Source organism: Vibrio pelagius, from assembly GCF_024347575.1.
GTDB classification, from domain to species: Bacteria; Pseudomonadota; Gammaproteobacteria; order Enterobacterales; family Vibrionaceae; genus Vibrio; species Vibrio pelagius.
In genome coordinates, this window is sequence record NZ_AP025505.1 from 253144 (window position 1) to 273017 (window position 19874).

A 19874-nucleotide genomic window follows, 5' to 3' on the forward strand; every position below is an offset into this window, starting at 1 on the left:
CCCTGGAGTGCTGGCCTGGCGATATAAGGAACTGTGAACCAGTTGGTGAAGATATTTGTGTGCAGCCACCAAAGAAAACGACTAGATTTCATTGAGTTAAATCTGCACGTCTCATATCACTCTTTAGTAAAAAGCAACTGTACGGTATGGGATAGAGGATCTCGGAGTCGGATAGATAGCGTTATGTGCCGTAGTGAAATCTCAACTGAGCAATCAAAATCGTTTCATCGTGATAGCGATAAACAATACGGTGTTCATCATTTATACGACGGGACCAATATCCAGATAATCCATGTTTGAGTGGTTCAGGTTTACCTATGCCGTCATATGGCTCACGCTGTATATCTTTTATAAGGGTGTTGATGCGCTTGAGAATTTTTTTGTCAGTTTTTTGCCAATACAAATAGTCTTCCCAAGCATTAGTTGAGAAGGTCAATTTCATTCCAGCAACTCTCTCTCTTGTCCCTTACCTGATTCTAATTCCGCGACAGACTCAAGCAACCGACGAGCATTAGTCGGGGCACGCAAAAGATATGTGGTTTCTTGCATTGCTTCATAGTCCTCGAGTGATATCATCACAACAGGTGCTTCGCTCTTACGTGTAATGATTACCGGAGCATGGTCATTGCAGACTTTTTGCATTGTAGTTGCGAGGTTTGCTCTAGCGGCAGTGTAACTAATAGCGTCCATTTTTTACTCCAAAGTGGTCATGTACGTATTTAGGTACACATTATAGAAACACATAACAAATTGTTCAACAGGGACTCCTAACGCATGGCCACTTTTATTCAAGTCGGCTTCAGTGTTTAAGACATCATTTTTGAGTTAGGCGGTATTGCGTTGTCGCCCGTTAACAAGGCCTTAGCTGTCTAGTACGCTACTGAGGAACTAAATACTTCAGTAGCGTAGTTTGAAGAATTATTCGTTGATGTTTGAATCTAAGTTTTCAAATAAAGTTTTCAGTTTTTCAACTACTTGCTCAGGTGCATGATCAGTCATCGGCTTGTTTTGACAAAACGCTTCGATATTTTAGGTGATTATCTCATGGTCACTAATTTGAATGCCATGAATGTCAGAAGTATGCCCTAGTGCTACAAGAAAGTAGTCCCTAGTAAGTTCTGCAAAGTATTGAGCTTTACGATGTCCACATTTGCCAATGCTGAATGATGGAAAGTAAATGTTCTCGCCATTCCAATTATTTTTTGCGTTGCGCTTTCTGGGATCGAGCACTTTAACTGTAAACTTGCCTCCTGACGATTTGCCGTACGATACATTTTCTACTGTTAGCTTTGGCTGGGCGTGCAGCTCGGATAGTTGTTTTTCTAGCTCTTGCTGCTGTGCCAGAAGTTTGTTCAGTTCAGCTTGAGTTTCTATTAGGTCTCTATATACAAACATATTATCTTTATCTGTGTATTGGAACCGAAGATGCATCACACTGTATAAAACAACAGCTTACAAACGTATAAGGTTTAAGATACTTTTTCTATTCTGAACGAAACGTTTTAGAGCAATACACCTAAAGCGTTTTTGTCCCAAAACGTTTTACAAATCCAAATCTGGGTCAAGAACACGTTAGTGAGACGACTCTAAAAACTCCGTGCTTTTATGCGCTTAGATTTTTTGTTCGTACATATTTGTGGATTTGGCTTTGCCCGACGAGAACTCATGCATTGGGTTGATCGATTGCGGTTGCGCGGTACAGATATAATTTACAACCAGCGTGGAACAGTGTGATAATGACTTATGGCCAAAAACTTCGCGATCAGTCGTGCATCAATACTGAAACCCTTCCTTACATCTGTCTCTGACTATAACCAAAACCCAGAGCTTATCCTTACGCCATTTGGGTTAAACCAAAAGCTGATCGATGATAGTCAACTTTACCTACCTTCCTACTGTCTTGGCTACGCGCTAGAAACAGCGTCACAATTGACCAACTTAAATGACATCGGGCTGATTTCTGGTCACAAGTACGAACGCCATGATATGCACCCTTTGGTGCTCAAAAGCATTGAACAGAGTGGTTCGCTTCTTTCTTGTTTACTGAGTGTGTCGCAACTGCAAAACCTACAAGGATCGCATTTTCATATAAACGTGGCGTACAAAAACGGTGGGTTAGGTGTGGTTCACCGAAGCGCATTAGGCAAGCAAGATAAAGGCTTTATGCATTCACATATGTTCACCACCTCTAGATTGCTTACGGTATTACAAGAGTTCATGGGGGAAAAGTGGAAGCCTGATTACTTGGACTTTGAGCCTCAATTCACTGCTACACCTATGGTGTATTCATTAACGAAACACGCAAAGGTCAATACCGGTCAACCTTGTAGCTTTATTCCTTTGGGAATCAATGTTGAAGAGGTGATGAAGGAGTATTTACAAAGTCCAACACCCGTCAATTTCGACAAACTTGAGCAAGTAAAGAAAGTTACGGACTCTATATTGCTCCATGAAGCCTTCAGTATGGATTACGTGTCAGGGCTATTTGGCGTTTCAGAAAGAACGATTCAACGACTCTTTACCCAACAGGGAGAGAGTTTTAGAGGATATGTTAATGGTTTAATTGTGGACAAAACCCAGCAGTTGCTTAGTCAAGGTCTATCGGTTGAAGAGATCTCCGTCATTCTTAACTACTCTGATGCCGCTAAATTAACTCGAGCAATAAAAAATACAACTGGGCTTTCTCCAACTCAACTCAAGATCAAAGTCAACAAGTCTAAGTAGACCCTACTCTCTGATAACCTTGTTCGATAACGGTTATCGCAACTATTTTTTCTTTTACAGCACCACCATCAAAATGTCGGAAAATGGTAGGGGAACCCACCAGCCCTCTCTCTAAAATCGTAATTAGATTATCAAGAGACCTCAACGGGGCACACTATGTTAAAGAAAACTCTAATCACGATGGCTATGGCAGCAATGTCTGCTAACGCTGCGGCACTGACCATCGAAACACGTCAAACCTACCAACAACAATTCGGCATGTTCAAGTTCATGTACCCAAGTGAACAAGCATCTTGGTATTGGGAAAACCTAGATCAAGTACTCCCTACAGCATCGGTAAAGAAGGCTGGTATCCCAGTGGCACTTGAGCGTGCTTACATCAGTCCAAGTGCGGTGTTCGATACCACATTCAATGGTGAAAAACTGTCGAACCTGATGACTGGCGACAACCCATCGGTCAACTCGATGATGATTGTTCGAGATGGAAAAGTGATCTTTGAACATCACAACATTCCAGAGAATGAAAAGCATGTGTGGATGAGTAATGCCAAAGCAATTGCGGGGTTGCTGGTGGCAATGCTTGAAGCGGAAGGCAAGATTGATGTGAACAAGCCACTCAAAACCTACATTGCTGACCTCAATGGCAAAGACTGGGGGGAAGTCAAAGTTATCGATGTACTCAACATGCAGTCCGGCATGGATCATGAGGAAAACGACGCAGCACGAGCGAACCCAAAAGCCGCTATTAACCAAATGATGTTGGCAGAAACAGGTGAAGCGGATGATTACTACCAAACCTTAATCAATATGGAGAAGGGACGCGAACCCGCTGAAGCATTTGAATACAGCTCCGCTAATACACAAATGTTAGGACTGTTGATCTCTACCGTAGAGAATAAAACTGTCTCTGAAGTATTCGAAGAACGCGTGTGGTCAAAAGCCGGAATGACAGCGGATGGATATTTCACGCTAACACCAGATGGCTATGAAGTGATTCATGGTTTATTCAATTCAAACATCGAAGATATGGCGCGATTCGGCATGTTATTCACCGATCAATGGTCTGCCACCGCGACAGAGCAAATCGTACCCTCTTCGATGGTCAAACACATTCAAAACTCTGTAAAACCAGGTATTTACAAAGTGAGCCCTGCACATACAGGATTTGTGGGCATGTTCCCAGATGAACCAATTGGCGGCACCTACCAGTTCGATGCGGTATTTGAAGATGGTGATCTATACAAAGGCGGCATGCGTGGACAAGGGCTGTATATCTCTCCAGACAAAAACACCGTGGCCGTTTGGTTCAGCAATCGTATTGAAGAGCACAACGTAGCGGGATACATCCGTGGTTTCATGAAAGATTTGAAATAGTCGCCAATTCTATAGCTTTAGACAAGGTTACACCGGGTGATGATTAAGGATGATTAGGTTCACAGTGACGTGAAAGGCTTCTGCAGTTACTTAATTATTTATTCTGGAATTTACTATGTTACACAAAAATATAACCAGCGCAGCCCTTGCGCTTAGTGCCCTTGCGTCGCCAGTCATGGCAGAAGAAGATTTTGATGCATCAGACTTAACTCGTGCCAATACCACCGCAATTGTCGGTGTGAGTAATCAAGGTGATGTAAAGCTCACGGGGTCACTCTCTTACACATTTGATAATGGTCAAATGGCGATGACGTCGCTAGAGGGAACAATGGATTCAGAAGGCGAATACAAAGATTCTCGCCTGCAGTACTTCCATGTGTTTAATCTTGATAGTGCGGTAACACCCCGTATTGCCACCTCTCTAGATATCATCAATAACGATACCTTTACCACAGCCGCATTAGGGGGGATTGCACTATTTAGAACGCCAATCGACTCGTTAACGCTATTTGCTCGTGGTGCGGTTTTAGCAGGGGAATATGATAAAGATTTCGCCAATAATGTGGGAATAGACGACCGCAGCGTGACTGGTGCAATGGCAGCAGGTTACGCGGTATTAAAAACCGGTGAAGATGGCACTTTCCTTGCGGCTTTCCCAGAGTTTACCTACCTAAATGGCGATATGGATATTAACACGGTTAAAACGACACTGATGGCAGCAACGCCCGTTTCTGAAGATGGAAAGCGTTGGGGACAAATCAAAATTGAATCCACGTCTGGAGAGACTAAGTTGAATGGCGTAACTCATAAAATGGATACCGATACCGTCGCTTGGTTCAACTACAAAGTGTTCTTCTAACTTGAAGTAATCTCTATTGGGGGGAAAGATGGTGGTGAGTGTTGGCTTGGCGAGATACACTCACCTTCACTTGTCACAATGAAAGGTATCAAGATGACGATCGAAATTGACCAACTAACCCAACAATACCCTCTTATTAAAGAGCTCATCTCGCTCAAAGAAATTTCTTGGTTCAACCCCGCTATCACTAGCTTTGAGGAAGGATTGCCGTATGTGGGACTTGATCAGAGCGACATCAAAGATGCCAGCGACAGATTAAATCGATTTGCGCCCTACCTCGCTCATATTTTCCCAGAAACAGAAGAAAGTAACGGAATCATCGAATCTGAAGTTGTCACCATTCCATCGATGAAAGCGATTTTGGACAGTGAGTACACAACCCATATCGCAGGACAATTGATGTTAAAGAAAGACAGTCACCTACCCATTTCAGGCTCTATAAAAGCCAGAGGTGGTATCTATGAGGTACTTGTACTCGCAGAGAAATTGGCGATAGACGCTGGAATACTCAATGAAAATGATGACTACACCCTATTAGCAACCGAACCGTTCAAAGCATTTTTTAGCCAATTCAGCATCGCCGTTGGATCAACAGGGAATCTTGGGTTGTCTATCGGGATCATGAGTGCAAAGTTAGGTTTCTCTGTCTCAGTCCATATGTCCGCAGACGCTAAAGCGTGGAAAAAAGACAAACTGCGTTATCACGGAGTAACGGTTGTCGAATATGAACAAGATTACGGAGTAGCAGTAGCTCAAGGACGCAAAGAAGCTGAGAAAGATCCGAACTGCTTTTTCATTGATGATGAGAATTCACAGTCGCTCTTTCTCGGATACTCCGTGGCCGGAGAACGCTTAAAGCAGCAGTTCACTGAAAAGAACATCGCTGTCGATGCTAGGCACCCACTGTTTGTTTACCTCCCTTGCGGTGTCGGCGGAGGCCCAGGTGGTGTCGCATTCGGGCTGAAGGCAGCGTTTGGTGACCACGTTCATTGTATTTTTGCCGAACCGACGCACTCACCATGTATGTTACTTGGGGTACATACCGGGCTTCATGATGGCATCAGTGTTCAAGAGATTGGTATCGACAATGTCACCGCAGCTGACGGGCTTGCTGTGGGACGCGCTTCTGGTTTTGTTGGCAGAGCAATGGAAAGGCTGTTGGACGGATACATCACCGTATCTGATGAGCGCTTGTATCGCCTACTTGGTCAACTCAGCAAATCGGAAAACATTCAACTTGAACCTTCCGCACTGGCAGGCATGCTTGGTCCAGTAATCTCGACCAACAATAGTGAATATCGAGAGCGCATGGGCTTTGACGGTTCAATTATGGCAAACGCAACTCACCTTGTTTGGGCAACAGGAGGTGGTATGGTTCCACAATCAGAAATGCAAGTCTATTTAGAACAATCAAGCACCTAACCCTCTCGTGCCTGGCCGTTAACCACTAGCTCCGATTTGGAACTACCCAAAACAAAAAAGGGCGCAGTTACACACGCGCCCCACATCGTTCCACTGTAGATTTTTCGATGAAACATTAGCTTAATACCAATCGTAGTAAATAACTGATCATCCTAGCTTGTTAAAACGCTTGATAACTGCGTTAGAATTTTTGATTGTAGAGTAACTACTTATCGGAAAAATTCTGCCTTGTTCTTAAGCCTTTTCCCGGCGCTATTTTTGACCACTTATTTACTGTGATTGGTATAAGAAAAAATTTCAGTACGATTTCGACCTTTTCTTTTTGCAGCATACAAAGCATTGTCCGCTAACTCCAAGGTAAGTGATAACGGAGTTGTATCACCATGCCATTGCGCAACACCAATCGAGATCGTCGCCCCCTCCTCAAACGAGGTAATGTCCGATTCAATGGAACGTCTAATGCGCTCGGCAATATCATAAGCCACATCCATGCTCGCCCCATCTAAGAAGATAATGAACTCTTCTCCTCCTGAACGACAGACAACATCTACGTCTCTTACTTGAGCTTTCATTAAGTTTGCCGTCTGCTTAATCAACTGGTCGCCAAACTGGTGACCATATTTATCGTTAACGGCCTTGAAGTGATCAATATCCAATGCCAATACCGATACCGGTTTATTACTCTGTTGGAAAGTCTCTATTGTTTGCTTGAGCCCTCGGCGATTCAACAAGCCCGTCATTGGATCGGTCAGGTTTTCAGAATGCAATTTCTCTATCTGGTTCGATACTAAGTTAAAGGTATTCTCGCAGCTTGCTTTGAGTTGCGATGCCTCAAAATACCAAGGGTGAACATTGCTCAGTTCGGTTGATAGTGAATGCGTGGTATCGAATTTGTTTACGGTATTCGCGAGCTGCCACAATGGTCTAGATATACAAATAGCGGAGACCCAAATGAAGATCAAAGTGCCAATTCCGACTGGAATAGACTCAAACATCACGTATTGCATTTGAGTCTCTAGCTCCATAATGGCCCTATCTTTCGGGGTTTGAGCGATGATACCCCAGCCCGTGCTTTTCACCAGAGCAAACCCCGACAACACCCTGATACCTTGAGTATTCACAACTTCCTTAGAGCCCTCGCCAACATTCAACGCGGTTTCTACTGCGTCATTACCCAATACCACTTCACCAATACGGTTTTTATCTGGGTGATAAATCAGTGAACGGTTTCGATCAACCACGTACAAATACGAGCCATCTTTATAATTATGACGGCTCAATAGGTTACTCAAAAGGCTAGAGTTTTCTAGATAAATACTGCCACCGACATACCCAAGATATCTACCTTGAGGAGAGAATATCGGATACGTCATACTAATGAGATAATTTCCTGCAGGTGAAACGAATGGATCGGAAATCAACGGTGCCTTCGCTCGTATTGACTGTCTAGAACGCTCCGACGTTAATTTCACCCCTTGAATGTTGACACTCTTGGGCATAATTGAACCGATCACACCGTCATGATTCACCACATACACTGAGTTAAATGAATCCGTCTGTTGTTTGAGCCTTGCAGTCTCTTGCTCAACAAAGTTCGCATCATCGATACGAGAAGAGAGTAGACGCGCACTGTATTTTAGTTGAGATATCACTTGCTCAACATATACATCCGTCATTGCCGCCATTTTGTCAGCATAGACTCGATTTGCCTCTAGGTTTTTGTTGATTATTAATTCATGTTGAGCACGGTAGCTTGAATGAAATACGTTCATCAACGTAATAGCCACACTCAAGATACACAAAGATAAGACAAGTAATCGTAAGTTAATTCGATGGCCAATTACTGACGTCATGCCTGACTTCCATTGTAAAAACACTCCCCCTATTTCTTGAATAATATTTATCATCCAACAGGAGAGCGTGGTTATAATTTAAATTTATAAAATAATATTACCAACAGTGATAGATTAAGTAAAAACAAAACCATGCATAATGAGATTTCAACCCTGTTGAGTATGAAAGTGAGATAATTCGCTGATTTTATAAGCAATAGATAGAATAAAATGTCAATAAAAACCTTTAGGTAAGTGGGGATATTGCATGATCGTTTCAAAAATGATTCACACCTTAGAAATTGACTTTGTTTGGTATTTTTTAGATTCCTGAATTCGAGGGGTTGCCCTATTTTAAAATGGGAGAGCTATTTCACTTAGGATTGACTCTCATTTATATATAAAAAAACTAGCGGTTTTATTACTCATTCAATCTACAAAAATTGTATTTTTCAAGCATAATTATTCAAATATAATAATATTAATCATTTTAATTTAAACAATAATTGAGCCACCTTCTAGCACGTATTTTTCACCTCAAATATCCGATTTTCACAATCGATAATTGCACATTCACAAAACAATTTTTCCCTTTAATTGCTTTAAGTTTTCATTTACTGTGATGAAACTTGAAATTGACTACGGTTGGCACGTGAATCTACGACAACTTGAAATCTTTTATGCTGTGATAAAATCTGGCACCGTCTCTGGTGCAGCAAAACAACTTCATGTTTCACAGCCAAACGTCACTCGCGTTCTCTCTCACACTGAGCAACAATTGGGTTTTGCCCTATTTGAACGCATAAAAGGAAGGCTAGTTCCTACCAAGGAAGCGCATCAACTACTCCCTGAAGCAGAAAAAATCTATCAGCAGTTAGGCCAATTTCGTAACCTAACAAATAAAATAAAAGCAGGAGAAAGGCACCTGACTATTGGCGCACCTCCAATTCTCTCTGCCACTATGCTGGCACCCATTATTGCTCAGTTATGTAAAAGCGGGGACTACAACATTGAGGTCTCAACAGGGAATCAAGATGAACTATGCGATGCTCTATTAAAGAATCAGCTCGATCTAGCAATCTGTTTTGGTCAAGATGCTCCGCCCTCTCTCGTCCAAAAAACGCTATTTACGTCTGAGATGTGTGTGATCACGCCTCCTCAAAGTTCAGATGATGAGGTTATTTGTCTCAAACAGGTACTCAATTCTGACAAAACATTGATTGGTCTCGACAGCCGTGATCCATTGGGTGCACAACTGCATCAAGCCATACATGCACTCGAGCCCGAATACCACCCTTCAGTATCGGTACGAAACTATAGCTCCGCTGCCGAATTAGTCGTCCACCAAGTAGGTTGTGCGATTGTCGACCCTTGGACAGCTCATCAATACAAAGATCGCGTACACAGAGCAAGATTAACGCCGACCATCAATATTACGGTGTCACTACTTTATGCCGAACACAGCCCACTCAGCATTTCAGCAAGAAACTTTGTCCAACAATTGGAAGCGAGCCTATAACTTGTTGTTATAGGCAACCAACAAATAAGCATTCGAACCCTTCTCGGTGAACCACTACTCTGTTTTTTAATTCAACAGGATACCAAGGATGCTTTTATGTCTATCGCCCAACCCTACCTACTCTTCTTAGGCGACGTTACCGACTCAATCTCAGCCAAAACAGCGCGCGGTATTGCGCTATGGCGACCTGAACTATGTGTGGGGGAGCTAAGATTAACGGCAAAAACTGTCTCGTTAGGGCTAGAGAACCTTTCGTTAGAACAAGCGCTAGAACAAGGCGCTAAAACATTGGTTATCGGTACTGCCAATGCCGGAGGCGTAATCCCTGAAACTTGGAAGCCGACGCTAATCAAAGCAGCACAGCTTGGGTTTAGTATTGCATCGGGCATGCATTCCCGCCTTACTGAGATCCCAGAACTTGCAGAGCTTCAAGCCAAAGGAAAGACGCACCTTCACGATGTACGTCACTACGATGCACCTCTTGCTGTTGGTACAGGCAAAGCCCGCCAAGGCAAACGCCTTCTCACCGTCGGAACGGACTGTTCAGTGGGTAAAATGTTTACCGCTCTGGCTTTAGAAAAAGCCCTAAAAGAGCTAGAAGTCGATGCAAAGTTTAAAGCAACGGGTCAAACCGGGATACTCGTTGCAGGCGATGGTATCTCAATCGACGCAGTGGTAGCAGACTTCATTTCTGGTGCCGTAGAAGCGATAAGCCCAGGCTTTAACGACCACCAATGGGATATCATCGAGGGACAAGGTTCTCTATTTAACCCTTCCTTTGCAGGGGTGAGCTTAGGCTTGCTTCATGGTGCCCAAGCAGATGCACTTGTACTTTGCCATGAAGTTGGTAGACCTCACATTCGCCACCTTCCTCATTGTCAACTCCCTTCCATTTCTACCACGATAGAAGCGAACTTGGCAGCGGCTAGACTAACAAACCCAAAAGCAGAACTAGCCGGAATTAGTCTTAATACTTCAGCTCTGAATGAAGAAGAAGCCAAAGCGCTTTGTGCAGATTGGCAAGAGACTTACAACGTACCTGTTACCGACCCTGTACGTTTCGGCATCCAGTCTATTGCCAGTGATCTCAATGCCAACTTTTAACTTGCGAGAAAAAACCATGTTATTAGAAGCGACTCCACACAGTATCAAATTGGCGACCCCTTTTGTTATATCACGAGGTGCCAGAACTCATTGCCACATAGTGAGGGTGACCGTCTCTCATGACCACCAACAAGGGACTGGAGAGTGCACACCTTACCTGAGATACGGTGAGAGTGTTGAGTCAGTAATAGCACAAATAGAAAGCTGGACTTCAGACTTAGTCAGCCTATCACCACAAGAAGCAAAACAGCACTTACAATCAATGCCAGCGGGCGCAGCACGTAATGCCGTAGATTGCGCGCTTTGGGATTTGATTAGCAAACTAGAAGGGGCATCCTTTCCATCGCCTACTTTTACTATTAGTCCAACAATAGAGACTGCTATGACAGTGTCCATTGGTGAAGCAGAAGCCATGGCAACACAAGCCAAACAATACGTAGACCAAGGCGCGACACTGTTAAAAGTGAAATTGGATGGTGAATCGGTGGTTGAACGAGTTGCCGCTGTGAGAGCCGCTGCTCCGCATAGCAAAATCATACTCGATGCAAATGAAGCTTGGGGTACTCTCGATCTAGAACAGTTATTCGAACAACTTGCCCCTTTCAATATCACCATGATTGAGCAGCCTTTGCCTTCTGGAGAAGACCAGCTCCTAGCCAGTATTACGCACCCTATTCCACTCTGTGCAGACGAAAGCTGCCACACAAGAGCACAACTCGTTGACCTGAAGGGGCTTTATGAGATGGTCAATATCAAACTCGATAAGACAGGCGGGTTAACAGAAGCATTACTCTTGGAAAAGCAAGCCAGAGAGGAGGGTTTCGCGATTATGGCCGGCTGTATGCTTGGTACTTCGATCGCAATGAAAGCCGCATTGCCTATTGCGACCAACGCTGAGGTGGTTGATTTGGATGGCCCAGTGTTGCTTGGCGATGATGTTGAAGACGGGCTTAAGTACCACGCTGGCAAACTCTATCTATAATCTCTCTAACTTGGGCACTTGGTTGGCTGCCTTCAGCGTGGGGCAGCCTTGCTATATATAGAGGGAGTCTAAGTATACTAATTGGCCCATTTCCAAAGCGGTTGATCGAGTATTCCTTGTCCCGGAATACAAGTTTCGCCCAACTGTTTGTCTAAGAAGATCGAGTTACACTCAGGGTGCTCTTCTAACGTTGCTACCAAACGAGAGGCGTGAGAAACAACCCAAACTTGCCCCACTTCAGAAGCCTTAATAATAAGTCGCCCTAGAGCTGGGAGTAAATCAGGGTGCAAACTGGTTTCCGGTTCGTTCAATACCAACAAAGAAGGAGGCCTTGGTGTCAGCAGCGCGGCAATAAGCAGTAGATAGCGAAGCGTTCCATCCGAGAGCTCAGAAACTTTAAGTGGTCTTAACAACCCTTCTTGGAAGAACAACAATGAAAAGCGATTGTCCTCACCTTTCGTGATCGAGATTGCCGCTCCAGGGAACGCATCATCAATCGCTGCAGCTAACGCTTCTCGATCACCAATTTCATAAATGGTTCTCAGAGCAGCAAGCAACCCATGACCTTCATGATCAAGCACTGGCGTAAAGGTCCCAATTCTAGACTGACGAATGGGTGAGTCGACATCCGTGCGGAACTGATCGTAGAAACGCCAACGTTTTATCTGTTCTCTCACCCGGAATATTTCAGGAGCGCTACTCGGGTCGGCAAGCTCGGTAAGAATACTATCAAACGTTGAAAGATGATCGGCATGCACACGCCAAGAGCGGCCGTCACGAATTTTGACTATTGGGCCTTGTCTGTCCACCAAACAGCTTGCAGGCCGGTATGATGACCCCACCCAAATGCATTCTCTGCGGATAACTGGGTCGAACCCAAACAGCGTTGGATCAGGGCTTTGATCGGGAGCGGGTAGACCAAGAGAAATACTGTAGCTGAATTCTTCACCAGAGAAGCCGAATTCCAGCCGAGTCGGTTTTTGCTTTTTGTACGCACCTTGAATCGGGGCTCTGCCTTGGATCATCTCGCGCGATAATTGCTCTGGGCCCGCCCAAAAAATGGACTCCAAACCGCCACTTTGAGCCAGTGCAGAAATCAAGTTTCCGTCTGCGGTTTCACTGAGCAGCTTGAGCGCTTTATACAGATTTGATTTACCGCTACCGTTAGCACCAGTCACCACATTTAGACTTGATAGCGGAGCAACGATTTCTTTGAGTGAGCGATAGTTTTTAATCGCGAAGGCTTCAATCACAGGGGTTCCTCGATGATGACAAAAGCGCAGTGTCGTTATTAGTTTAAACAAACATAAACTGTATCACAGAGCCAAGTACGAAAATCATACTAATCATCTGATTTAATGACATTATTTACTGAGTATAAAACTAAAACCGAGTATGCGGTTTACATTAACTGGCGTACTTTGCTTGATAAAACTGTTGCTGTTCTTCTGAGTCCATCAAGTTGCAAGTCTTACACATGCGCACTTTGTTGAGTTTGTACTTCAAACAACATGTCTTTCTTCGAGCGAACAAAGCATGCCCTTGACTGCTTGATACGGTTTTCACTTCTACTAAGCTATTCTTTTCACCCAGAATCTTCGTCAACCAACGCTCTACTCGCTGATTCAAATCAGCACCTGAGCTATGTAGGTGCTTGTCAGACAAGCGGGTGAAGCCTTGAGCCAAGGCATTACTTAAGTTACCCCAAAAGCGTTTTCGATTTACACGTTGCTCTGCAAATATAGGCTCTAGTTGAGCGCCAATATTGGTGACAATTTTAGCAAGCTTTTCATCTAACTCTTGGTCGCTCAAAACTTGGCTGTCTTGGCTTTCTATCGCAATCGTATTGATTCGGCCATTTGATTCAATGTTCAGATGAATCACTTTTGCATCAATGTCTGGAACAATGCCGTACTTCCAACGTAATGCCACTAAAGTCGGGAAAATAAGCTCCACTAACTGCTTGTGCCATAAAGATGCGCATACCGCAGTTCCCAATTGGGTGTGTTCTGCATGTAGAGACATCAACTGTGCGAAGGATTCGTTTAGCCAAGTATTCAAGTCGATATTTTCGTCGCTAAGCACGTTGAGTTCATGGCGTTGATCAACCTGTGTTAATTCGTTCAACGCCAGACCCAGCGAACACTGTTTTCTCTCACCCCATAACGACTGCAGGAGGTTAAAGTCCGTTGTGGTAAGGCCCGATGAAACCGCCTTTAAGGAAGCGACCTGGATTGATTTTACTTTCACTCTAAAACTTAACTTTGTTGTTCACTTACAAACTGTGAATTATCTATTTCACACTGTATGAGATATCGATACTGTATTCGCGCTGCTTCCATGTAACGAAATCAGGCGCAGCAGGAAACGGTTCCGCTTTTCGGACAAGCTTAATTGCGGCTCGATCAAACTCACGAATACGAGAAGGTTTCGCGATTTTATAATCTTTGATCATACCGAACCTATCGAGAGTAAATACCACCACGACGACACCCTGTTTGCGACGTGATTTTAGTATTTTTGGCGTCACCTTTTTAGATAGCAGATGTTGTCGAATGAAGTAGTCAAACTGTGCCTCATCAGCGATACCACCCGCTTGGTTCCCTGCACCGGTTTCCTTTTGCTGAACGTTTTGCTGCTTAGAACCGTCAACACCTTGCTCTCCAACTTTCTTTTGCGCGAGCAACTCAGGGGAAGGTTGTACCTTCATCTTTTGAGGCGTTGGTTCGACTTTCCTCTCTTTGGGCTTAGGTTCAACTTTGCGCTCTTTCGTTGGTGGCTTTTCTTTCAGGAGAGCTTTCTTTTTCACTGGCTCTTTCTTTTGTACCTCAGGTTTCTTTAAAGGTGCTTTTTTAGGAACCGCTTGTTTTATTGGCTCTGGAGGAGGTTCTACAACATCTTCGACCGTGTCTAATTGTGGCGTCGCAACACTCTGCGGCGTCACCACAGTCGCCCCCATCATTGCTGCCTGTAAGCCAACACTAATTCTCAGCATATCAGTGCTTTTAGCGATGACAGTCTCTTCCTTGGGGGAGAAATAAAACCATATGGCCCCAACAACATGAATTCCCAGTGAAAGCAACACAAAACCCGTAAAGGCCGAGCATCTTACATTCATGCTCTACCCTTATTGTTGTAAAGCCAGATGCGATACATTCAGCTCTAGCTCCTGCAATGCACCAAACAGTGCGACAACTCTTTCCATTGGCACTTTTTTATCGCTATGGATGACGACACTCAGTTGGCTTGGATACAACAACTTCTGCTTAGCAAGCTCATCTTTAAGCGCTTCCATCGAAACCACTCGTTTCTCGTTAACCAACCAAGCCTCATCACCATCAACGACACCAATTGAAACCACATTTTTTTGCACGTTGGTAACCGTTGGCTTTTCAACGGCTTTTGGAAGTTCGACCTCCATCGTCAACAACGGTACGTTAATCATCAACATCATGAACGCGATGATGACAAAAATAACGTCTATCATTGGCGTCATCGCATCTTGCAGTGAGCTAGATACCTCTTCATCTTCCAAATCAATCATGTTCAGTCTCTTCCAACTGAATACAGTGAGAGAAGTGATTAAGCACATCTGCAGCTTCAGCCAAATGGATTCGAATTCTCGACTTAATCAAAGCATGACAAAGCACACATATCACGGCGATCACCATACCCGCTGCCGTTGTTGAAAGTGCTTGCCACAAGCCATCGGCGACAATCGACGGATTTACTGGACCGTCACTCAAACCGATGTCGCGAAATGAACGCATTAAACCAATGATGGTGCCAAGCAGACCCAACATGGGAGCAAGCGATGCGATCGTCGTCAAACCAGACAATCGACGTTTTAGCCGGTTCGAATAACGAACGAGCATAATTTTAATCGCCTCATCACGAACATCTTTGGTGCTAGATTTATGATGAATCAACTCATCGATGACAAACTGATAGCCTGTTCCTGAATGCTTCAAAATGTTCAAAGCACTCTGCATTTCGTGTTTATGCAGCGCCTGAAAGATCGCTTGATTGTCACTTCTTGTGAGGCCTCGCTTTCGTAGCACAACAAACAAGCGTTCCAACACCAATGCTAGAGCGAATGCCGAGCACAATACCAAAGGCGCGCCTGTCGCGATGGTCCAAGAATCAATTAACATAGCTCACCTCCTGTTCTTCTGCGGCTTGAATATGTTGCTCAAAGGCTTTAAGTCGCTTGTAAACAGAGATCAACTCAACAATGGTAGACCAACTGAACACAAGGTAATGTAACGATCCCTCCACCTTATTAAAGGCACGGATTATTTGCTGCATGGTGCCGAAGGTAATAAGACCAGCAATGATAGTCGGCGTTAACATGATGTATGGAAGTATTGAAGAGAGCTGCAGATAACTCACTTTAAACAAATCAAAATAGAGGTAGTGGCGATACATAGTGATGTAATTGGTACGCACATGTTGAAACAGCTCTTTCATCGATTGTGGCTGAGCACGTGTTTGGTCGTCTTCACCCAGCACTAGCTCTTTACGCAAAGCAGCTTCGGCCTTTTGGTTGTTGAATTCCAACCCAGGTAGTTTCACACCAACGACCGCAAGTAAAACCGTACCAAATAGCGCAGAAAGAATAGCTACGTAGATAAGAACGTGCTCAACTTCTCCAAAAAATGGCACCGACTTAACTTGTTTACTCAGCTCCCATAGAACAGGCTGAAACGCCAATAACGTCATCAATGAACGTAAGAAGGATACCCCTAAGCGCTCAACAATGTTGGCGAAACGCATCGTATCTTCTTGAACACGCTGGGAAGCACCCTCTATATGACGAACTTTGTCCCAGTGTTCCATGTAGTAGTGGTGCATAGCAGTACGCCAGCGAAAAACGTAATGACGCATGAAAAACTCTAGCAAAATAGCTACCGCAATAAAGATCGCTGAGATTCGTAAGAAGGTCCACAAATGGCCATAGAGATCATTGGCTTGTACAGAGCCCGGATTCGTCAATGCCTGTTGAATAGCATTGTAAAAATCACCAAACCATTCGTTGACTTGTACATCTAACTGCACCTTATACCAAGTCGCGAAAAGAATGATCACACTGCCTAACCAAGACCAAACGTACCAACGCTTATTAAAGAAAAAACTACGAAACATGAATTACATACCTTCAGATGACACTGGTGTGCCAATCAAAATTGCTTGTCTAGAAAGAGGGATAATTTGGTCAACAATCTCAGTTAAGTGCTGCTCAGTCACTTGTTGCGGTAATGTCTGCATCGACTGTAAATAATCTGGGCCTTGATACTTTTGGTAACTGAGTGCCAAGCGGCGAAGCCAAGTATTTGCGTCAGAAAGCCTCAGGGACTCTGCGAACTCAATATCGCGTTGAATACGCGGATAGTTTTCCAATGGCAACTGCTCAGAGAGGTTTTCTAAAACGGTATTGTGGGCGGCCACTAACGTGTCGACTTTCTCTGGTGCTGTTGTAAATTCGGTCGACAAGCGCACTTTATTATCTTTGTTGAGCGTCATCTCAAAGCGGATCGAGTACACACCTCCTAATTCGTGACGTAGCTTGTTCTTCAACGCTTTTTGTACAATTGGATTCAGCGTCGAGACTAAGAAGCTCGCTTCAGGCGTCCAAACCATATCTGTTTCACTTTTAATTGTGACCGTTGATTTATCTTCCTCATGAACCGCTTGTTGTAGCGTGTGATGACCACTTGGCAATACAGGTTGAAGCGTTTCAAAATTAGATTGACGTTGCACCGCAGCCAAGTATGGCAGTACCGAAGTTTCAATTTCTTTTTCAGTGGTTTGCCCAACAATAAATAGAGACACAGGTTGTTGATTTAGGGCCTCAACAGCTGACGTAAAACGGTTCATGTTTAGCGCTTCAATATCACTGCTTATTGGTGAAGCATCTTTTGGTGTTCCCCACAACGCCGCACGTTCGGTTTCGTATGTGGACATAACATGAACAGAATCGTTGATGGCTTCTTTAGCTTCTTCAAACTGTTCCGCATTCAGCATCCAGCTTGTTTGAGTAATCCAATACGCACGCATTAACGGCTCTAGGTTTGGAGCTGCCACTTTTGCAGACAAGTCTAATTGACCGCCTGATTGTGCCCAGCTCCAAGTCGCATTGTGCTGGTCTTGCCATTGCTGCAACGATTGGTTAGAGATCATATTAAAATCCGTTTGTTGCCAAACTTGTTGAGCTGCTTGTAAAAGCCACGATTGATATGTAGAGCTGTAGTAACCGGCTTTAGATAAAGCCTTAACGTAGAGCTCACCATCGGACGTTTTGCGATCTAACCAAATAACTTGATCACCATTTGCCAATTTCCATTGAACAATGGCTGGTGAAAAGTGTTTATGCTTGCTTGTTACATGAGGAGTAGGAAGTACAGGCTTAGCAAGCTCAACTGTCTGTATTGCTTTCTCCTTCCTCAGGCTTTCAGTGAGTTGGCCCGAGTTTACTTTTGGTGCAGGAATCACCTTCATAGCCGCATATCGTTGCGATGAAATTTGCTTTGAAAGTTGTCCAATTTCCTCAATCGTAGGCAGTGTGCGCTGCTGTCCACCAGGGATCTGATAGAACATGAACTGGTCTGGTGCGCTAAGGATTTGCTTAAGACGTTCGTTAAGCTCTTCAACCGTTAGAGCATCGATCCACTTAAGCGTACGTACAGATTTAATTTCATAATCTTCTTCTACACTTTCTTGCATCACTGCAGACGTGAGTTTGTCTTCCCATTTAGCAAAATCACGCTTTGGAATGATTTGTCGGTTTCTTTGGACAGAGGCTCTCGCCTTCTCTTTCAAGGCCTGCAGAGCTGACTCATTGATTCCGTTCTGCTTTAGTCGTTCGATTTCAGTCAGTACAACTTGCTGACCTAAAGCATGATCGCTTGTCTTAGCAGCCATCGCAGCAATCAATCGATCATTGGTCGGTTGGCTAAAAGAGATATGAACAGATGAAATCGACGCATCGTACTCAGATTTTGATGAACGAACAGAAGGCTTTACTAGCTTTCTAATGAAGTAATTTTGCAGTCTCTGATAGGCACCCGCCTCGGTGATACTTGGATCCATTGCACTTCTGAAACCATAAACAACAGCTGAGGTTGTGCCTTTTGGATCTTGAACCTTACCGATCACTAAGCCTTCTTTGAGAGGAAGCTTCACATAGTCTCTATTTGGTACAGGAGCAGCGTCTTCATACCCAAAAGTGTTTTCGATTGCCTCAATGAGTTGGCGATCATCAAAATAGCCACTCGCTACCAACGTCATATTGCCAGGCACATAGTATCTGTCGTAGAAAGCACGAATATCTTCAATTTCTACATCTAAGATATCTTCCTTAGTTCCAATAGTTGGACGGTCTACGTAGCGAGAACCATTGCGAACCACCTCCTTCTTAGCGGTATTGACTCGCTCAGCAACACCAGCCCCTCTCCTCATTTCTTCAAATATGACTCCACGCTCAAGCTGCCAATCGTGATCGTTCATTTTTGCACCAAAGGCTAGATCACTCAGTAATTTAACAGATTGCGGGGCATCTAATGAGTCATTAGGACGCGTTCTCACCATGTACTGAGTTTCAGTTTGACGTGTCATTGCGTTGATCTGAGTGCCAGTTTTCCAACCTATTTGGTCGAACATACGGTGCATATCAATACTGTGTGCTCGATTCGCACGAAAAACCATGTGCTCAACAATATGAGCCATACCTCGATGCTCATCATCAACAGAGCCGGCGTTGACGATCAAACGAAGGTTAAAAGGGTCTTCTGGGTCTTGGCTGTTATGAAAAACATATTGAAAGCCGTTGTCCAAATAGCCGTGATTGAGGTTTTCACTCCATTGAATTTCTTTTGCGAAGGCTCCTACATTGGCCAATACCAAACTGGATGCAATGACACAAATAGAAACACACCTACTAATAAACATAATAATAACAACACGATAACATGGTGAATAAAAAGTCATGAAAATAAGAAAACGATCTGATAATGATTATCAATAATTTTCTCATTAGCATTGAAAACGATTCCAAGACTA

General features: G+C 43.9%; 18 protein-coding genes. 7 read left to right on the forward strand and 11 right to left on the reverse strand.

The window, feature by feature from the left end:
* Window positions 1–181: 181 nt before the first annotated feature.
* The 3 genes from vsple_RS21295 to vsple_RS21305 form a co-directional block, all read right to left on the reverse strand.
* On the reverse strand, window positions 182–442 hold the full coding sequence (locus tag vsple_RS21295) for a Txe/YoeB family addiction module toxin (protein WP_261884088.1): 261 nt from the start codon (window positions 440–442) through the stop codon (window positions 182–184).
* Window positions 439–690 carry a type II toxin-antitoxin system Phd/YefM family antitoxin gene (locus tag vsple_RS21300; protein WP_261884089.1) on the reverse strand — a complete coding sequence of 84 codons (252 nt, stop codon included), beginning with the start codon at window positions 688–690 and terminating at the stop codon, window positions 439–441. The genes vsple_RS21295 and vsple_RS21300 overlap by 4 nt, the downstream gene beginning before the upstream one ends.
* A 339-nt stretch (window positions 691–1029) precedes the next feature.
* On the reverse strand, window positions 1030–1395 hold the full coding sequence (locus vsple_RS21305; protein ID WP_261884090.1) for a hypothetical protein: 366 nt from the start codon (window positions 1393–1395) through the stop codon (window positions 1030–1032).
* A 348-nt stretch (window positions 1396–1743) separates the two neighbouring features.
* On the opposite strand from vsple_RS21305, the gene vsple_RS21310 reads away from it, so the two are divergent.
* From vsple_RS21310 to vsple_RS21325, 4 genes are all read left to right on the forward strand, one after another.
* Complete coding sequence (locus tag vsple_RS21310) at window positions 1744–2724, forward strand: helix-turn-helix domain-containing protein (protein WP_261884091.1); 981 nt, start codon at window positions 1744–1746, stop codon at window positions 2722–2724.
* A gap of 156 nt (window positions 2725–2880) precedes the next feature.
* Window positions 2881–4098: a serine hydrolase domain-containing protein gene (locus vsple_RS21315; RefSeq protein WP_261884092.1), complete on the forward strand. Its 1218-nt coding sequence runs from the start codon at window positions 2881–2883 to the stop codon at window positions 4096–4098.
* Between the two features lie 115 nt (window positions 4099–4213).
* Complete coding sequence (locus vsple_RS21320) at window positions 4214–4957, forward strand: hypothetical protein (RefSeq protein ID WP_261884093.1); 744 nt, start codon at window positions 4214–4216, stop codon at window positions 4955–4957.
* Window positions 4958–5050: 93 nt separating this feature from the next.
* Window positions 5051–6379, forward strand: a complete 1329-nt coding sequence (locus vsple_RS21325) for a D-serine ammonia-lyase (protein WP_261884094.1) — start codon at window positions 5051–5053, stop codon at window positions 6377–6379.
* A 266-nt stretch (window positions 6380–6645) separates the two neighbouring features.
* Here vsple_RS21325 and vsple_RS21330 read toward each other — a convergent pair whose 3' ends face one another.
* Window positions 6646–8232: a sensor domain-containing diguanylate cyclase gene (locus tag vsple_RS21330; protein WP_261884095.1), complete on the reverse strand. Its 1587-nt coding sequence runs from the start codon at window positions 8230–8232 to the stop codon at window positions 6646–6648.
* Window positions 8233–8863: 631 nt separating this feature from the next.
* Here vsple_RS21330 and vsple_RS21335 point away from each other — a divergent pair.
* The 3 genes from vsple_RS21335 (at window position 8864) to dgcA (ending at window position 11816) form a co-directional block, all read left to right on the forward strand.
* Window positions 8864–9730: a LysR family transcriptional regulator gene (locus vsple_RS21335; protein WP_261884096.1), complete on the forward strand. Its 867-nt coding sequence runs from the start codon at window positions 8864–8866 to the stop codon at window positions 9728–9730.
* A 96-nt stretch (window positions 9731–9826) separates the two neighbouring features.
* The gene (gene dgcN / locus vsple_RS21340; protein ID WP_261884097.1) at window positions 9827–10834 is read left to right on the forward strand and encodes an N-acetyltransferase DgcN; all 1008 of its coding nucleotides are present in this window, start codon (window positions 9827–9829) and stop codon (window positions 10832–10834) included.
* Between the two features lie 16 nt (window positions 10835–10850).
* Window positions 10851–11816: an N-acetyl-D-Glu racemase DgcA gene (gene dgcA, locus vsple_RS21345; protein WP_261884098.1), complete on the forward strand. Its 966-nt coding sequence runs from the start codon at window positions 10851–10853 to the stop codon at window positions 11814–11816.
* A 77-nt stretch (window positions 11817–11893) separates the two neighbouring features.
* Here dgcA and vsple_RS21350 read toward each other — a convergent pair whose 3' ends face one another.
* From vsple_RS21350 to vsple_RS21380, 7 genes are all read right to left on the reverse strand, one after another.
* Window positions 11894–13069: an AAA family ATPase gene (locus tag vsple_RS21350; protein WP_261884099.1), complete on the reverse strand. Its 1176-nt coding sequence runs from the start codon at window positions 13067–13069 to the stop codon at window positions 11894–11896.
* A gap of 154 nt (window positions 13070–13223) precedes the next feature.
* Complete coding sequence (gene fhuF / locus vsple_RS21355; protein WP_261884100.1) at window positions 13224–14066, reverse strand: siderophore-iron reductase FhuF; 843 nt, start codon at window positions 14064–14066, stop codon at window positions 13224–13226.
* Between the two features lie 43 nt (window positions 14067–14109).
* Window positions 14110–14811, reverse strand: a complete 702-nt coding sequence (locus vsple_RS21360) for a TonB family protein (protein ID WP_261884101.1) — start codon at window positions 14809–14811, stop codon at window positions 14110–14112.
* Between the two features lie 132 nt (window positions 14812–14943).
* Window positions 14944–15360: an ExbD/TolR family protein gene (locus vsple_RS21365; protein WP_261884102.1), complete on the reverse strand. Its 417-nt coding sequence runs from the start codon at window positions 15358–15360 to the stop codon at window positions 14944–14946.
* Window positions 15353–15970, reverse strand: coding sequence for a MotA/TolQ/ExbB proton channel family protein (locus vsple_RS21370; protein WP_261884103.1), 618 nt, complete (start codon window positions 15968–15970; stop codon window positions 15353–15355). Before vsple_RS21370 ends, vsple_RS21365 begins: the two co-directional genes overlap by 8 nt.
* Window positions 15960–16961 (reverse strand): putative transporter, encoded by a 1002-nt coding sequence (locus vsple_RS21375; protein WP_261884104.1) that lies wholly within the window; start codon window positions 16959–16961, stop codon window positions 15960–15962. Before vsple_RS21375 ends, vsple_RS21370 begins: the two co-directional genes overlap by 11 nt.
* Before the next feature lie 3 nt (window positions 16962–16964).
* Window positions 16965–19763: a M16 family metallopeptidase gene (locus tag vsple_RS21380; RefSeq protein WP_261884105.1), complete on the reverse strand. Its 2799-nt coding sequence runs from the start codon at window positions 19761–19763 to the stop codon at window positions 16965–16967.
* Between the last annotated feature and the right edge of the window lie 111 nt (window positions 19764–19874).

Excerpts from the sequence above, each read along its gene's own strand:
- vsple_RS21370 (WP_261884103.1), bottom strand. The coding sequence starts at position 15,970 with ATGTTAATTGATTCTTGGACCATCGCGACAGGCGCGCCTTTGGTATTG.
- vsple_RS21300 (WP_261884089.1), bottom strand. The coding sequence starts at position 690 with ATGGACGCTATTAGTTACACTGCCGCTAGAGCAAACCTCGCAACTACA.
- vsple_RS21360 (WP_261884101.1), bottom strand. The coding sequence starts at position 14,811 with ATGCTGAGAATTAGTGTTGGCTTACAGGCAGCAATGATGGGGGCGACT.
- vsple_RS21380 (WP_261884105.1), bottom strand. The coding sequence starts at position 19,763 with ATGTTTATTAGTAGGTGTGTTTCTATTTGTGTCATTGCATCCAGTTTG.
- dgcA (WP_261884098.1), top strand. The coding sequence starts at position 10,851 with ATGTTATTAGAAGCGACTCCACACAGTATCAAATTGGCGACCCCTTTT.
- vsple_RS21325 (WP_261884094.1), top strand. The coding sequence starts at position 5,051 with ATGACGATCGAAATTGACCAACTAACCCAACAATACCCTCTTATTAAA.
- vsple_RS21295 (WP_261884088.1), bottom strand. The coding sequence starts at position 442 with ATGAAATTGACCTTCTCAACTAATGCTTGGGAAGACTATTTGTATTGG.
- vsple_RS21320 (WP_261884093.1), top strand. The coding sequence starts at position 4,214 with ATGTTACACAAAAATATAACCAGCGCAGCCCTTGCGCTTAGTGCCCTT.
- vsple_RS21365 (WP_261884102.1), bottom strand. The coding sequence starts at position 15,360 with ATGATTGATTTGGAAGATGAAGAGGTATCTAGCTCACTGCAAGATGCG.
- vsple_RS21330 (WP_261884095.1), bottom strand. The coding sequence starts at position 8,232 with ATGACGTCAGTAATTGGCCATCGAATTAACTTACGATTACTTGTCTTA.
- vsple_RS21310 (WP_261884091.1), top strand. The coding sequence starts at position 1,744 with ATGGCCAAAAACTTCGCGATCAGTCGTGCATCAATACTGAAACCCTTC.
- dgcN (WP_261884097.1), top strand. The coding sequence starts at position 9,827 with ATGTCTATCGCCCAACCCTACCTACTCTTCTTAGGCGACGTTACCGAC.
- vsple_RS21305 (WP_261884090.1), bottom strand. The coding sequence starts at position 1,395 with ATGTTTGTATATAGAGACCTAATAGAAACTCAAGCTGAACTGAACAAA.
- vsple_RS21315 (WP_261884092.1), top strand. The coding sequence starts at position 2,881 with ATGTTAAAGAAAACTCTAATCACGATGGCTATGGCAGCAATGTCTGCT.
- vsple_RS21375 (WP_261884104.1), bottom strand. The coding sequence starts at position 16,961 with ATGTTTCGTAGTTTTTTCTTTAATAAGCGTTGGTACGTTTGGTCTTGG.